The organism is Brevibacterium sp. BDJS002, assembly GCF_028201555.1.
GTDB lineage: Bacteria > Actinomycetota > Actinomycetes > Actinomycetales > Brevibacteriaceae > Brevibacterium > Brevibacterium aurantiacum.
In genome coordinates this window covers 2,687,785-2,703,235 of the sequence record NZ_CP116392.1, presented here as the reverse complement: position 1 = coordinate 2,703,235, position 15,451 = coordinate 2,687,785, and the positions used below count along the sequence as shown (strand labels likewise).

The 15,451-nt window shown below is 56.5% G+C and carries 10 protein-coding genes; 8 read left to right on the top strand and 2 right to left on the bottom strand.

Going from position 1 to position 15,451, the window contains the following annotated elements; all coding sequences use genetic code 11:
* Positions 1 to 19 precede the first annotated feature (19 nt).
* The 5 genes from dctP (at position 20) to PGC08_RS12465 (ending at position 6,466) form a co-directional block, all read left to right on the top strand.
* Entirely contained in the window at positions 20 to 1,300 is a 1,281-nt protein-coding gene (dctP, locus tag PGC08_RS12485) for a TRAP transporter substrate-binding protein DctP (protein WP_271708540.1), read from the top strand.
* Positions 1,301 to 1,644: 344 nt separating this feature from the next.
* On the top strand, positions 1,645 to 2,916 hold the full coding sequence (locus PGC08_RS12480) for a hypothetical protein (RefSeq protein WP_271708539.1): 1,272 nt from the start codon (positions 1,645 to 1,647) through the stop codon (positions 2,914 to 2,916).
* 190 nt (positions 2,917 to 3,106) lie between these two features.
* A complete protein-coding gene (locus PGC08_RS12475) occupies positions 3,107 to 5,122 on the top strand; it encodes an ABC1 kinase family protein (protein WP_271708538.1) in 2,016 nt (671 codons plus the stop codon).
* A gap of 97 nt (positions 5,123 to 5,219) precedes the next feature.
* Positions 5,220 to 6,122, top strand: coding sequence for a patatin-like phospholipase family protein (locus PGC08_RS12470; RefSeq protein ID WP_271708537.1), 903 nt, complete (start codon positions 5,220 to 5,222; stop codon positions 6,120 to 6,122).
* Between the two features lie 137 nt (positions 6,123 to 6,259).
* Positions 6,260 to 6,466 (top strand): hypothetical protein, encoded by a 207-nt coding sequence (locus PGC08_RS12465; RefSeq protein WP_271708536.1) that lies wholly within the window; start codon positions 6,260 to 6,262, stop codon positions 6,464 to 6,466.
* Positions 6,467 to 6,470: 4 nt separating this feature from the next.
* On the opposite strand, the gene PGC08_RS12460 is transcribed toward PGC08_RS12465, so the two are convergent.
* Together PGC08_RS12460 and PGC08_RS12455 are read right to left on the bottom strand one after the other, a co-directional pair.
* Positions 6,471 to 7,163, bottom strand: coding sequence for a DUF6994 family protein (locus tag PGC08_RS12460; RefSeq protein WP_271708535.1), 693 nt, complete (start codon positions 7,161 to 7,163; stop codon positions 6,471 to 6,473).
* A 20-nt stretch (positions 7,164 to 7,183) separates the two neighbouring features.
* Positions 7,184 to 9,832, bottom strand: coding sequence for a sigma-70 family RNA polymerase sigma factor (locus PGC08_RS12455; protein ID WP_271708534.1), 2,649 nt, complete (start codon positions 9,830 to 9,832; stop codon positions 7,184 to 7,186).
* A 286-nt stretch (positions 9,833 to 10,118) separates the two neighbouring features.
* Between PGC08_RS12455 and PGC08_RS12450 the strand changes: the two genes are divergently transcribed.
* The 3 genes from PGC08_RS12450 to PGC08_RS12440 all read left to right on the top strand — a co-directional run bounded on the left by PGC08_RS12450 (position 10,119) and on the right by PGC08_RS12440 (position 15,292).
* Positions 10,119 to 11,912, top strand: coding sequence for a GmrSD restriction endonuclease domain-containing protein (locus PGC08_RS12450; RefSeq protein ID WP_271708533.1), 1,794 nt, complete (start codon positions 10,119 to 10,121; stop codon positions 11,910 to 11,912).
* 864 nt (positions 11,913 to 12,776) lie between these two features.
* On the top strand, positions 12,777 to 14,528 hold the full coding sequence (locus PGC08_RS12445; RefSeq protein WP_271708532.1) for a hypothetical protein: 1,752 nt from the start codon (positions 12,777 to 12,779) through the stop codon (positions 14,526 to 14,528).
* Positions 14,525 to 15,292, top strand: coding sequence for a hypothetical protein (locus tag PGC08_RS12440; protein ID WP_271708531.1), 768 nt, complete (start codon positions 14,525 to 14,527; stop codon positions 15,290 to 15,292). The genes PGC08_RS12445 and PGC08_RS12440 overlap by 4 nt, the downstream gene beginning before the upstream one ends.
* Positions 15,293 to 15,451 lie beyond the last annotated feature (159 nt).

Here is a 15,451-nt window from a genome sequence, read left to right as displayed (position 1 = left end):
CATTGTTCAAAGGGGTCCCATGAATCGCATTCGGTCGGCGTCAGCCCGCCCTCTCACCGCCATCGCGACGCTCGCGTCGCTGTCGCTCCTGGCCGGATGCGCCGGATCTGTCGGTGGCAGCAGCTCAGACTCGGACGCCTCAGCAGGGGAGGGCTTCGCCGTTGATGCATCACAGGATGAGATCGATGAGGCTCTGTCCGATCTCGACCCGGTGACCCTGAAGTTCCAGCCTTCGGCGATGTCGGAGAAGTCGATCCTTGCGCCCAACGGGCTCGATGTGAAGAAGGCGATCGAGGAGCGCTCGGGCGGGAAGATCACCGTCGACATCGTCTGGGGTCAGGCGATCGCCAGCTATGCCGAAGTCGATGATGCGTTGGCTGACGGGCGAGTCGATCTCGCGTTCACGCTGCCGTCCTATACCCCGGCCGAATACCCGGCCTTCGATGCGCTCGGCACAGCCATGTCGACTCTGCCGTCCTCGCCGGTCGCCAGTGATCTGGCCGCGAATGCCGCCGGAGTCCAAGCCGCCTGGGAGACACCCGAAGTGCTCGCCGAGTTCGAGGACAAGAACCTCGTTCCCCTCATCCCGATGCTCGCCGCTGGTGGGTATTCCACAATGTGCTCGAAGCCGATGACGTCCCTTGATGATTGGAAGGGCAAGCAGCTGCGTGTCGGTTCGGCCGCCGCCGGTAAGCAGGTCACCGATCTTGGGGCCACTCCGGTGTCGCTGTCGTTCCCGGAGACCTATGAGGCGCTGCAGCGCGGCACCGTGGACTGCGATCTCGGGCAGCTCGCCCCGAACGTTGAGGCCGGCACGTTCGAGGTCGCCCCGAATATCGGAGTCGCCTCCGATGCGGGAATCGCACGCTCTGCCGGTGCCATCACAGCCGGGAAGAAGTACTCAGAGCTGCCGGTGGCCTATCAACAGATCGTGTTCGACTCGATGTCGACGACATTTTCCACCATGATGGAGGTCGTCATCGGTGCCAAGGCGATGGCCGTCGGACAGGCGAAGGCCAACGACGGATCGGTTGAGCCCTTCGACGATGACGTGCAGAAGCAGATGGCGAAGTATGCCAAGACGCTATCTGATAAGACGGCGAAGAAGGCAGGCGTTCCCGACGCGCCGTCAACGTTGAAGACCGCAGGGGCTGACTGGCAGAAGAGCGTGACCGAGCTCGGTTACGAGGACAAGGGCGACTTCGCTGATCTCGATCAGTGGTACCCCAAGGACGCGAACTACGACGAGCTCGGAACACAGCTCTTCGAGAAGGCCATGGCTGAGCACCGGCCGGAGTGAGTTGGGGCGGCCAGCGCAGAGCTGGTATCCGATGCACGATAAAACGAATGTGTGATCGTTTCACTGGTTACGCCTCGAGTGGTCTGAACGTCACAAACTGGCTCACGAGTCAGGATTTACCGAACCGCAAACGCACCGCTAGTTAAGGCAGGGTCTGTGGGGCGATGACGAAGATCGGGTAAGAGGAGCGCGCTGCTTTTAGACGAGGATCACGTCACCTTATGCGTGGGGCTCCTTGACAAACACAACTGATTGTCAGGAGCTTGGTTTCATCCCGATGATGCGCGGTGGAATAGCAAAACCGAATAATCCGGCGATACGCCGTTCATGGATATAGTTTGACTATGATCAACGTGAAGCCACGACCGCGCATCCTCTTTGAGGATGTCCCGGATGACGTGTTCGAAAGAATGAAGGTTTATGCACCCTCGCATTTGAGAATTACCAGTGCCGCCCATTCGCTCAACAATGACGTCCATGCCAGTGATTGGGACTTGCTCGTCACTTATGCCCCGGAAGTCGAGGCCAATCGCATCCGTCACGCTCTGTCTTTTGGCGCGACTAGCCTCGGGGCGGAACAGAGAGCACGGAAAACCCATGCAGCGGAACTTGCCGTTTGGCAAGACGCCCCGAACTCAATTACCCGGCTCGTACGTAAAACTGTCGCACCCGTTATTGTGGACGGAGAAAAAGACTATTGGATCAGATTTCAAAGTAGCTTCCGCTCTTGGGCCGTGCTAAACTCGGCCGACCTTTATCCGGGATTTCCGCTCTTGACCGTTGGGGAGGAGCAATTTGTGCTCGCTTTCTGGAACTCGTCCGCCAAGGACGAAGTGCGCCACATTGTCAGTCTTCCTCGTGAGACTCTTAACCCGGAACTGTGGCTGCTGGAATTAATCTCGGTTTTGCAGATCGAGGACGCGGAGCATTTTCCACCGGGCACCAGTTGGCGAGATGGGGCCGGGTGGGCGCCGAGCGCACTGCGATCGGCGTACAAGCGAGTTGAGGCACTTAAGCAAGAGCGCGACGACGTTGTAGCTCGGTTTGATGCAGAGCTTACTGAGGCGGAAGGGCAGGTCGAACGAGAGAAGGCGCTGGCTGAGCAGGGTGAGTGGCGGCTCTTGACTGAGAACGGCGAACAACTGGTGGCTGCGGTGATGTCGGCGCTGGAGGTCCTTGGTCTGGATGCGGAGGACCGCGATTCGACCACAAGCGGTGCGAAGTTGGAGGATCTGAGAGTTAGGGATTCGTCCCGACCGGATTGGATATGTCTGGTCGAGGTGAAGGGCTACACACGAGGCGCTAAGTCTTCAGAGGTAAACCAGGTTGCGATGAACCCGGCCACTCAGTTTGCATTGGAATTTCAACGAGAACCGGACAAGCTTTGGCACATCGTGAACGGCAATAAGGACGTCGCACCTGAGAGCCGGGGCCCAACATTCACCGATCCTGAAAAGGTGATCGCTCATTTTGCCTCTCTGGGCGGACTTGTGATTGACACTCGTGACTTGTTTCGTGCTACTCGTGCTGTTGCTGACGGTGAAGTTGATGCGGCTGCCGTTAAACATAGCCTCTGGACGTCTTCTGGAGTTTGGACGGGAATAGATGGTTCCTGAAATTGCTGTCTGTCGTCATAGAGAGTTGATGCGTTGTGGGCAGGCCACTCGTCCCGATGCACCGCAAACTCTCAATCTCAGGCGTCCCTGATCTACTAGGCTGGTGACAGCGTCGAAACTCGGCGCGTCGAATACGGTTAACCACGCCTCACAATGACGCATCTGATCGAACGACAGAAGGGCTTGACGGGTGACAATCCTCTACTCCATCGGGCTAGGCGTCCTCAGCGCACTCATCGTTGGCTTCCTTGTCCGGCGAATGATGCTCACCGGCACGGGTGCGGCTCGCAACACCATCGTCTCCCTCGCCATGGGGCTCTCGATCTGGCCGATCACCCTCCAGGCCTATCGTCTTCTGGGCATTGCCGAGGGCGGGCAATATCCGACCCTCGACATGAGCTTCCCGGCCATCATGGTCTTCCTCCTGCTGTTCGCCTGGTTCATCGTCATCCAGATGTTCGTGCTCTTGGCCATCGAGCTCGTCCTCCCGACGGGATCTCTGACCTCGCTGCTGCGATCGGCGCCGAAGATCCCCACCTGGTATCGCAGGCTCAATCGTCTGGCCCAGATCCAGAAGATCCTCATCCGGTTCGGACTCGCCCGCTACCTCAAACCACGGATCCCGACCCTGCGCGTGTCCTTGCGAGAGATCGCGTCGACGACCCGTGACGCGCTGGCTGCGGCCGGTGTCACCTTCATCAAGCTCGGTCAGTTCATCGCCACTCGTGGAGACATGATCCCGCACGAATTCGTCGAAGAGTTCTCTACCTTGCAGGCTGGTGTGCCGCCAGTTCCCTTCAGCGAGGTCAAAGGCCAGCTGGAGGCCCAGTGGGGCAAGCCCGTTGCCGAGGTGTTCGAAGAGTTCGATGAGGTCCCCTTCGCTGCTGCCTCGGTTGCCCAAGTCCACCGGGCAGTGACGTGGGAGGGCCGGATTGTCGCCGTCAAGGTGCAAAGACCCAAGATCCGCAAACAGGTCCGAGCCGACTGCGATATCGTCCTCAGCCTGGCCGAGCGGCTTGAACGCTCGACCGAGTGGGCCAGCAAGGTCGGCATCGGAAAACTCGCTCGCAGCTTCGTCGATTCCCTGCAAAGTGAGCTCGACTACCGCGGGGAGCTGGCACACATCGAAGCGCTGCGCACAGCCGATGAGACGGGCCGATCCACCTCGGGGACGGACTCCATGGTGCGCATTCCACGGGTGTACAAGGAGTACTCCGGTGAGTTCGTCATCGTCATGGACCTCATCGAGGGTGTTCCGCTCTCACACGCCACAGAGGTTGTCGAGAATCTTTCGGAGCTGGCCAGAAACGAGATCGCCCAGGACCTCTTCCTCATGGTCGTCCGGCAGGTGCTGGGCAAGGGCATCTTCCACGCCGACTTACACCCAGGCAACATTGTCATCTCACCCGCAGGGAGGGCCGGACTCGTCGACTTCGGGGCCGTCGGTCGTATCGACAAACGTGACCGTCGGGCGATCGCCCTGCTGCTCATGGCCTTCGATTCGCAGAATTCGCAAGCGGCGACGGCCGCAATCCTTGACCTCCTCGGAACACCGAGTGACGTCAACCTTCGTGAGCTGCAACGCGAGATCGGACAGATCCTGCTCAAGTACGGTGACGGTCTGCCGGGCTCGACTTCGGCGGCGCTGTTCGGGGAGCTCATCGACTTCGTCGTCGACTTCGGTTTCCCCATGCCTGCTTCGGTCGCCACTGCCTTCCGTGCGATCAGCACGCTCGAGGGGTCGATCACGAAGCTCAACCCCGAGCTCAACTTGCTCGCTCTCGTGACGCAGAACGGACGCAGCCTTCTGCGTGAGGTCGGAGGGCTGGGAGTCGATCTGCAGGAGACAGCACTCTACGCGGCCGCGGTAGGTCCGCAGATCGCAGAACTTCCCGGGCAGCTCTCACGTATCGCCGGCCACCTCCAGGACGGTACCCTCGACGTCGGCACCAGCGGCCTGAACATTTCGATGATCAAAGGTCTGCTGAAGTCCACGGTCGAACAGTTCATCCAAGTGATTGTGTCCACGGCATTGATCCTCGGCGGAGTCATTCTCATGGCCGCGGATTTCGGTCCGCCGCTGGCGCCCGAGCTTAAGCTGTTCACGTACTTCGGGGCCTGGGTGCTGCTCGTCGGCAGCGTCATTGCTGCGATGGTGCTGGCACCGGCGCTGCGACAGCGGATGGTCTGGGAAGGGCTGGGGTAGTTCAAGGCGGCCTGCACTATGTGGCTGGTTTGTTCCCATAGCCGGGGAGTGACGGCGGTGTACTGCGAGCTGAGTGGCACTCGCTAGGATGATCGACATGACGGACACAGACCACACGACAGGAACGGCGCGCATCAGCGACACCGCACTCATTTTCGAGGGCGGAGGAATGCGGGCGTCCCTTACGAGTGGCATGGTCATCAAACTGCTCGAGGCTGGCCTTGCCTTCGACTGGGTCGCTGGCATCAGCGCCGGGGCCTCGAACGCGGTGAATTATCTGTCCGGTGACGCCCGTCGAGCCCGTCGTTCGTTCGTCGACTTCGCCGCGGACGAGCAGTTCGGTGGTCTGCGCTCCTTCGCTCGCGGGCAGGGGATGTTCAACGCCGAGTACATCTATCAGCAGGCGGGCGGCCCCGAGCAGGCGCTGCCCTTCGACTGGGAAACGTTCCAGTCGAGCACCGGGGACATGCGGATCATCGCGTTCGACGCGGAGTCCGGCGACGAGGTGGTGTGGTCAAAGAAAGACACTCCTCTCATCGAGGACCTCATGGTTCGGGTGCGTGCATCTTCGACGATGCCTGTCCTCATGCCGCCAGTCCATCTTGACGGTCATGTCTATGTTGACGGGGCGATGGGCGAGGACGGTGGAATCGCGCTGAGTCAGGCACAGCGCGAGGGCTTCGAGAAGTTCGTCATCGTGCTCACCCAGGAGCGCTCGTATCGGAAAGTCCCACAGCGTTTTCCTGCGGTCTACCGCCAAATCTTTCGCCGGTATCCGGCGCTGGGGGAGGCGTTGCTGACTCGGTGGGCGCGTTACAACGAAACGCGCGACCGCATCTTCGCTCTCGAAGCGGAGGGGAAGGCCCACGTGTTCGCACCGGAGCGTATGCCGGTCGACAACGGCACCCGCGACCTGCGCCGCCTCGCTGCCGCCCATCGCATGGGGCTCTCGCAGTCACGTCGTGAACTGCCAGCGATTCGTGAGTTCGTCGGGCAGTAATATCTGGCTCTCGAGAACGAGAGCTGAACGGCCCGCCGCCAGAGAAGACTGGTAGCGGGCTGACGGAGACTGAGGTATCTCAAGCCTTGAGCGTTCGAACTATGCCTCAATCATTAAAACTTTGGCTCAGAAAACCCATGATGTCGAAGACGACGGTGGCATCGCTGAGCACAAGGCCGCGCGCCCATTCGGATGCGCTACATCATCGCACTCCGATCGTGATCGGCTTCCTTGTCACCGACATCGACTTCGCATCCGCATTCGTCTACATGGCCGCAATCACCACCGTGGGCGTGCTGTCTTACGTGTTCCTCGTTGGCAAGGTTGAGCGCGTCGAGGAGTGAGCGACTATTCCAGACTTTGGACGATCCGACTGTTTCTCGCTTCAATGAATTCGTTGTTCGCCTGCAGGTAGTCGATGAGGTCACCAGGAGTTTTCGGGACAGCCGGAGTCGAGAAGTCGTCGAAATGATGGAGAAACTTGATCCGCGATGCCCGGCTGTCCCAAAGATCTTGGAGAAGGAAAAACTCGACGTACTGCGGAAAGCTCGAGAACAGCGCGAAAAAGTCCGCATATCGATTCAATGTCGGACCTATCGGGCTGATTTCACCGTGATAGTGACGCCGGATGCATTCGAGAGTCAGATCGAAGCGATCGGAGATCCGCGGATGGAACCCTCGTGCACCGTTGATTGTGGAAGCTCCATCAACGCGATTGCCCGGAAAGATGATCGCGCTGCCGATCGTGTAACCCAGATCAGGCGGCAGTGATTCGGGAGGAACGGTATTTGCGACTTTCGAAGCCCGGCCACGGAGTCTTGTAGTGATTGCGTCGCTGGAGAAAACGAATCGTCCGAGACTTGATTCGTGCTGAAGATATGTATTCTCGCCCGATGCGAGTGTGAACATTTGCCCTGAGGGCAATTGCTTGCTCCAGAGTGTTCGGTGATACTCGTGAAGAGTAGAGCTATACAGGTCAGGGTCCTTTCCCGCTGGGACGTCGTCGCGAAAATCAAAAGTAACGTCGATCTGAGTATTCATACTTGAGAACATACGATTGCCTATCGTTCGGACCGTTGTGACAAGGCCGCCCTGCCACCGTTGAAAAAACTGTGACCTTCGATCAAGTCATGTAGACGCGCGAGGGATTGCTTCTCTATCTGGCGGATCCGTTCACGAGTCAAATTGAACGGCTTACCGATGGCGTCGAGAGTCTGGAGTTCGCCGTTGAACCACCCGAACCTGCGGCGAACGATTTCGGCGTCACGGCCAGGAAGACTGTCGATGACTGAATTCACCGCCTCTAAGTACTCGGCGTCGATGATTCTGGTCTCGGGATCGTCGGTGAACACCTCAGGCGTGGCGATACGATCATCGAACGATTTCTGGCTCTCCGCGTAGTGCCCGTCCCACTGCAGATCGAGATAGCTCTCAAGCGAGACCGGTTGCATTCTGAGCGCTTCTTCGACCTTCGAATGGTCGTGTTCGCAAGCTTTGAGCGATGCCTCATCTTTTGTGCAGGACCAGTATTCGGGGAACTTCTCACCAAGGTGGATAGGGATGCGTATTGTATTTGTGAAGTCCCCGATGCCTCGGTCGATTCCTTGGCGAACCCACCATGTCGCGTATGTAGAGAATTTGATCCCCCTAGAGAAATCGAACTTCTGGACTGCTTTGACCAAGCCGAGGTTGCCTTCTTGAATCAAGTCGAGGAACGAGAGCTTTCCGCTGATGTACTTTTTGGCTATGGAAACGACGAGTCGTAGATTTGAAGAAACCATCTGGTCAAGAGCCGCCTGACCGTCTGCTCGAACCCACTCGAGGTCATGGCGCTCTCGTCGTGTCGAATAGCGGCCGAGAGCAAGTAAGTGACTCGCATACAGCCCTGCCTCGATGCGTTTCGCGACCTCAACCTCTTCGGCTGCAGTGAGCAATGGGAATTGGCCGATTTGGTATAGGTAGAGGCGGACAAGGTCATCTGGATCAGGGACATTTCGAAGCAACTCGCGTGGTTCATCATCTTCATCGACGTCCTTGAGTAGGACAAAGGACTGTGGTCCGACATCGGGCGAATCAGGCCCAAAGGTCGAGCCGGTGTCTTCGTCGGAAGGCGGCAGAATATGTGGGGCGCCGTCGAGTTCCGACGCTGGAGTCTTCCCAGTCAACTCGCTTGGTCCGCCACCCGGTTGAGCCGGTGCATTTGGCAGTTCTGGTGCCGGTGCCCGCAGGAACTTCCTCAGTTCGCGAATCTGCGTCTCATTGAAATCGGCTATGCGCCGGGCTGAGGGAAGAATCGCGCCGAACTGTTGTTCTTTGTTGCGCTTTTCATCTTCAATTGTGTTGACCGCATAGAGCACCAAAAAACGACCGTGGCCTCCGTTTTTCTTGCGTCGGATGATTCGGCCGAGACGCTGGATAGTCTGACGAGGTTGCTTGCTACCTGAGAGGACGACGGCCAGATCGGAGTCCGGAACATCGATTCCTTCGTCGAGAATGCGGGGAGCGCAGAGCACTTTGGCAATGCCATTTGCAAACAACTGCATTGCGCCACGTCTCTCGTGTGGTTTCGACTCCGACGACACGGCCTTAGTCTCGATGCCTGCACGTTGAAGAAGTTGTGCGGCTTGCGTCGACGAATCGACTGTTTGAGAGAAGACAAGGGTCCCCTTTGAATCGGCGATGACTGGTGCAATGCCGTCGAGCACCTTCATCTTGTTCTTTGCATTGGTAAGAACACGCTGTCGCTTCACGACTGCTTCAAGATATTTCCGGGCCATAAACACGATAGGCGATCGGTCGTGCTTTCTTCCGGCCAAAGTCTGAACGGAGCTCATGAACTGGTCGAACGGGGCGTACTGCAGGTCCAGCTTGTTCTTCAGGGACATGCCGAGCTTACTCACTGTAGAGCTTGCAACCTGATACTCACCGCGCTCCGAGTCAGTCAACGTCACCCCGACGAAAGCAATGTCGAACTGGGCAATCACGCCATCGCGCAGAGCTCTGTCGTACCACATGTGGAAGACCACTCCGCCGAAATACGGGTCAAGGACATCCGAATTGGCATTGTCCGGTCGCTGGTAGGTTGCAGTCAGACCAAGACGATAGTTGAACTCCGATTGCAGAGCTTGTGCAAAAGTCTTCGCCGCATAGCGATGGCACTCGTCGGCAATGAGCATGCCGTGAGACTGTTCACTCAGCAACGCTCCTCGGGTTGCTGAGTTGATGATCGCCACCAATATGTCGCACGAGCTGAGTGAATCAGTTCGGCCGTTCCCTAGGGTCCCAACATCCGCTTGGGGCAAAGTTTCCATCAATCGCTGTTGCCACTGGGTCTGCAACTCCGCCGTCGGTACCAGTACAAGCACCTTGATCCCTTGGCGGAATGCTTCGAACGCCGCAGTGATCCCGATCATGGTCTTACCAGCTCCGGTAACCGCTTCGACAACGCCGCGGCATCCTGCTTGATGCCACGCGTCTAGGGCTTCCGCCTGCCATGCCCATAGGTGAGGATTGACCTCACTGGCGGCCCTTGAAGCCACAATATTGATGAAATGATCGGACTTTCGCGGCGTTGCTTTGACGACCTCGGACAAACCTGCTGTTCCCGTTCCGGTGAACGCAGACGGCGGAAGGGTGCTGGGGTCATCGATGTTGTGGGCAGGACTGACCAAGGTTCGAACAGGTGTCGGCTCAATGGAACGAACAGTCATCGGTGTCTCCTTTGTGAAGTACTTGAAACAACAATAGACGTCGGCACTGACATAGAGGTGAAGCCTCCGCTTTCAGTCCTAGCTGTGCTCTTGATAGCTCCGAGTACCTATCCGCCACGGGACACAGAGGAGGACGTTTCAAATGGTTCGTTCGCGGGCCGGTGGTTCCCTCGTATCCCATGTCGATGATCGATAGTTTCGCATTGCGAGGATTCGAGATACGGCGTCTGTTGTAGTGTGAGTGAGGTGCGAAACTCGCAAATTTCCGATGAAAGAAGGATCGAACGTGGCCAAATACACGGTGCGGCAGGAACAGGTCGACACGCTTCTCACGTGGGTCAAAAGTGGACAGATCGCGATTCCAGAATTGCAGCGGCCGTTTGTCTGGTCATCGACGAAAGTCAGGGACTTGCTCGATTCTCTCTACAATGGCTACCCGGTCGGCTATCTCATCACGTGGCAGAGTCAAGACGTGGGACTGAAGGACGGTACGACATCCGGATTCAAGCAGATCCTCATTGACGGGCAGCAGCGAATCACTGCAATGACGGCTGCTCTTGTTGGTCACGAAGTCGTGGACAAGAACTACGCGAAGAAGCGCATCAAGATAGCTTTCAACCCGCAGACTGAGAAATTCGAGACGCTGACTCCGTTTCTCGATCGAGATGACGCGTGGGTGTCGGACATCTCCGATTTCATGAGTTCATCCGGGACCACCTTCGGGTCGATCAATCGGTACCTCTCCAGCAATCCGGACGCGGACGAGACCGCAATTGTCCGATCGTTTGAGAAACTGGCCGGAATTCATAATGCACAAGTCGGCATAATCACCCTCGCCGATGATCTCGACATCAACACGGTCACCGAGATATTTATCCGCATCAACTCGAAGGGTGTCACTCTCTCCGGTGCAGACTTCGCGATGAGTAAGATTTCCAGTCACGGAGAGTACGGTTCGAATCTGCGGAAACTGATTGACTACTTCTGCCACCTGGCCAAACACCCTCATGCATATTCCGACATCTCACAGAACGATAAGGCATTTGCCGCTTCTGGATATCTGGACAGAATCGCGTGGTTGCGCAACGACACTTCTGATCTCTACGACCCTGACTACACCGACGTGATCCGAGTCGCCGGATTACGCGGATTCGGACGCGGCCGGATGTCGTCGCTGGTCAGCCTCTTGTCGGGCCGAGATTTCGATACACGCTCCTTCAGCGATCAACTTGCCCGACAGTCGTTTGAAACACTCGAGAGAGTGCTGCTCGAAATCGTCAACCAGTACAACTATCAGCAGTTCCTACTCACCATCAAGTCATCCGGCTTCATTGCTGCAAAGATGATCAGTTCGAAGAATGCTCTCAATTTCGCCTACGCGCTCTTTATCCAGCTTAAATCAGAGGGGAATTTGAGCGATGGAGAAATCAAGTCGATTGTTCGACGTTGGTTTGCCATGTCGATGCTCACTGGCAGGTATTCGGGTTCGTTCGAGACTCGCTTCGAGGCCGACATCAGAAAGATCGCAGAGATGGGCGCGGCCGGAGTCCTGAACGAGATCGAACGCGGCCAACTCACGGATGGATTCTGGAATGTGGAGCTGCCGTCGAACATGATCACGACGAGCACGCGCAGCCCGTATTTCAACACGTTCAGAGCGGCGCAGATACAGAAGAACGCCAAAGGGTTCCTGTCCAAGCACATCACAGTGCGCCAGATGACTGAGGAAAGTGGAGATATCCACCACCTCGTTCCGAAGAACTACCTCATCATGTCTGGAGTAACGGACAGAAATCAATACAACCAGATCGCAAACTTCGCGATCACCGAAACCCCAGTCAACATTGCGATTCAAGATTCTGAACCCGCTGTCTACGTTGAACGTGTTGACAGACAGATCAGTACGGGGAACCTTTCTCTCGGAGAGATAGCGACGTCGTGCGAACTCGAGGACTCGTTTACAGAGAATGCTGTGCCGAAGTCCCTGCGAAATACAACCGCTGACAGCTATTCTCAGTTTCTTAACGAACGTCGGAAACTGATGTCCCACTATATTCGGGACTATTACTTCGCCTTGTGACCGAAGGATCGTAATCCGGTGAGTCGCCGACTGGCCGCAGGGCCCATGCAAGTGGGCCGTGTTCATACGGTGCGATTATTGGGCTAGGTGGTCCAGCAATGCTGAGGCGACGGTGCTTAACGGATCGTGCGGACTCGTCGGCAGTCTGAAGGCGAGGCTGGGGTGCTGGTCATCCCTCAGCAGACCGGCTGATTTGTATCGGTCAATATCGTGAGTCCTTCGCTCAGCCCTTTCATTCCTAGATATTGGCAGTCGCCAGCGCCCCATAGACCACCACGCATGCCCACGTACAGCTTCACGTCGACCGGATCTGAGCAGATGACATCCGATCGCGCTCACCCGCGATTGGAGGCATATTCAGCTGTTGAATCGCATGTCGACCTTGGGCCTGCCCACGGGCTGTCGGCGACTCTCGTTCCCTGTCGCGCGGACGGCCGAGCCGAGGCGGTCGACTATGCGCCGACGCCCACAGGCGGTCTTGACGCATCCGCGGCACCGGATTGGGCGCTCGCTGAGTCTGGCAGTTCCCCGGTTTCATCTGCGCTATTCGTCTTCTGCACGGGCGCTAGCCGGGAGCGTCCTCGCAGGTCAGCAATTTCCCGGGTGCTAAGCCTTCTGCAAGTGACACATCCGAGGCCGAATGAGCGAGATCCAAACATTCGGATAGGGTCCATGGTCGGCTAAGCGTAGGCGGAAGTGGTCGTCCGCCCACGCTGGCGGTGAACGAAAAAGTTGCCAAATTGTTGCCGTATGCAGACGTTGTTATGTATTAAAAAGTGTAAACCGACATACAATCACATCTGTAACTGAATCGAATACGACGTTCGCTGTAGGGCGACCAGGCTAGTACCGGAAAGAGGAAGAATGTCGGGAAGTGTTTCGACTGATGGGTCGCAAGGCGTTCATGGTTCAAGCGGCGATGGCTCAGGAGCGGGAGATACCCGTTCAGGAGGCGGGCAGCCTGGTGCTCCGGATACTAAAAATGACAATTCGGCCATGTTGAAAGCGAATGGCAATTTGTGGCGCCAAGGTCCGCTCTGGATTAAAGTGCTTGCAATCGTCATCGTGACACCTGTTATGTTCCTGACTCTGGGTGCGTTGGTGTACGCGGTGATTGTCATTCTGAATTTCCCAATGCCAGGCTTCATGGATCATGTTGGCGCGGCAGACAAGAGCGGAACAGGCGAGATAGGCGATACATTCGGCGGGCTGCTCGCGCCCATCCTGACTGCTGGTGCTTTGGTCGCCACAGTTCTGTTTGCCATCCAGCAGGGAAACCAGGCGAAAATAGCGACTCAAGAGCAAATCGCCGCGTCGATGGCTGCTACCAGCAAGCAAATCGACGCCTCGAAAGATATCTTTCAGGAAGAGCTGAAAACCGCTGACAGAGAACGCGAACGTCATCGGGCTGAGCAGGTCTATGCTTGGGTCGCGGAAACTGTTGAAGATGATGACAGCAAGTTTTGGCGAGGGGTGCTCGTGATCAACGAAAGTCGAGTTCCGGCTCAGAAGGTTGATATCAAACTTAGCGTTGGCTCCGGAGCAAATCATCGTGAGGGATCGGCTCAGTCTCGCTCAGCCTTGCAGACTGGGACGGGGCCATATTACGACCGTGAGGCAATAATTCCGCCGGGAAAATGGTTCATACCATTTCAGACTGGATCTCATGGTGATCCGTTTGGGGATTCGGAAATCAAATGGAGGAAGCTGATGCCCGTCGATTCGGCGTCCGGACTATTTGTGCGCATCGGCTCTCCTGCTTCAGACAGCGTGGAAGGCGAATTCGAGGAACCCGAACAGGTTTACAGGCGTGAACTAACTGTTCACTCGCGAACCAAGGGCGTGCATGACGGTCAAGAGGTAGCGTTTTCGTTTTGCGCAGTTGAATCGTTGCGATACAGCCTGGATAGCGCACGGTGGCTGAGGAGTAGCGATCGTGGTGTTCTCAACATTGATTCGCAGTCCTTGAACCGAAATGATCAATTTACGAGGGATGAAGACTGGCCCTCTGAGCAAGAGCTCGACAGGCTGGAAGTTACACCAAGGACGTATGCGGGGTCGAAAAGGCTCCCGCTCAGTTCTTTGACCCGTCCTGTTGCGGGGTTCTTGGAGTTCGTTCTACGGAAAGTAACTGGTTCCACCGCCAACGAAATTTTACATGATGCATATACGGGATCGTTGACGCCGCAGGCGAACGTTTTGAACAGTGTCGATTCGATTGAGCTGTCTGGTACGAAGAAGCTGACCGGGCGCAACGTCATTCACTCGCGAACCCTGGGATTCGGTCTATCTGACGGAGGCAACTTACAGATTCCTGTGACGCTGCGTGAAGGAGGAAGTGTGTTTGTATTCCCCGGACAACCCATCGCAATCAAAGGTATTGATGGCGAGGATATAAAGATTAAGGGCTATGGAAATGATGTTGCGACTCGACTCAAAAATGTTGCCGCGAGTCAAATATCTAATCTACAAAAATCCGACTATAAGCCCTATTCTGAAGAGTTTTGGCTGAATGATGAAGACGGGCTGATTTTAGTGTTGCAGTCGATCGTCAACGAGGCTCGTAAGATCGTTGCTGAAGTCAAGTCGAAACCTGCAGAAGAGGCGCTTCAGTGATCAACCTGGACAAGTTGGGAATTGCGCTCTGGGGAGCCTGGCAAGTAGATCGGTTTAGCCATGCGATTGAGGTTCCGCCGGTTGAGGAAGGCTTTCATTTATCACTTCCAATTGGCCGGATCGATGTATTCCCCCACCACCATCACGATGGGGAGAACCTCATTGTCATGCGCTGGACTCGTCTGATTACGCCTGGGAATCAGTTTGGTGCTGCACAGTCCCTGGTCAATGTCGATAATGACGATCGCGCACTTACCGGTGATTTCGCACTCGTCGATGCCATTCAGTGGGGTGTGCACGACGCGGCGCCCGAAGACAAGGTACTGCAGTACCAGCTCGCTCTGAAGAATAACGGCAATTGGACATACGGAGAGCTGGCCAGCGCTATCGAACTCGAAGCAAGCCAGTTGGCCGCGCTTTTGGGTCGGTTCGAGGATCTTGTAGCCTCTCGGGATGAGAATGACCGCACTCTCGAAGAGGATGACCAAGACTGGCCGGGCGCGGTCGAAGCGTTGCTGAACGAGTCCACCGGTGTGGCGATGCTTGGTGTCATTTTTGAACGATTCGAAATGAACAGTGTGCATGAACATGTCTTCTTTCATCCGAATGCTGACAAAGCCCTTCGTGACAGGATCATTCGTTCTTGGGACAGTGCGGCTGGAATGGACCGTCCGCAACCCTATGGTGACCCCGCAGCCCGTTCTGATACTTTTAGCGATCAGCGTCGGGAATCGGTTTCTTACCTCCGTTCGTCATTAGACTGACGAATAAGTAAGGGTTATGGCACTTTGCTCTGGACTCGTTCGTCGATGTCTTATGCTCTTCTGCACCAACGCAGTGGCTAGCGTGTGCCGAGTCCAGGTGGGCCGACCAGGCTGTTCTTGCTGGTGCGTTGAGATTGTTTCGGGCTCTCTCCGACGATG

What these genes read in the sequence shown, in the direction of transcription:
- dctP (WP_271708540.1), top strand. Translation starts at nt 20, where the DNA reads ATGAATCGCATTCGGTCGGCGTCAGCCCGCCCTCTCACCGCCATCGCG.
- PGC08_RS12480 (WP_271708539.1), top strand. Translation starts at nt 1,645, where the DNA reads ATGATCAACGTGAAGCCACGACCGCGCATCCTCTTTGAGGATGTCCCG.
- PGC08_RS12470 (WP_271708537.1), top strand. Translation starts at nt 5,220, where the DNA reads ATGACGGACACAGACCACACGACAGGAACGGCGCGCATCAGCGACACC.
- PGC08_RS12465 (WP_271708536.1), top strand. Translation starts at nt 6,260, where the DNA reads ATGATGTCGAAGACGACGGTGGCATCGCTGAGCACAAGGCCGCGCGCC.
- PGC08_RS12460 (WP_271708535.1), bottom strand. Translation starts at nt 7,163, where the DNA reads ATGAATACTCAGATCGACGTTACTTTTGATTTTCGCGACGACGTCCCA.
- PGC08_RS12455 (WP_271708534.1), bottom strand. Translation starts at nt 9,832, where the DNA reads ATGACTGTTCGTTCCATTGAGCCGACACCTGTTCGAACCTTGGTCAGT.
- PGC08_RS12445 (WP_271708532.1), top strand. Translation starts at nt 12,777, where the DNA reads ATGTCGGGAAGTGTTTCGACTGATGGGTCGCAAGGCGTTCATGGTTCA.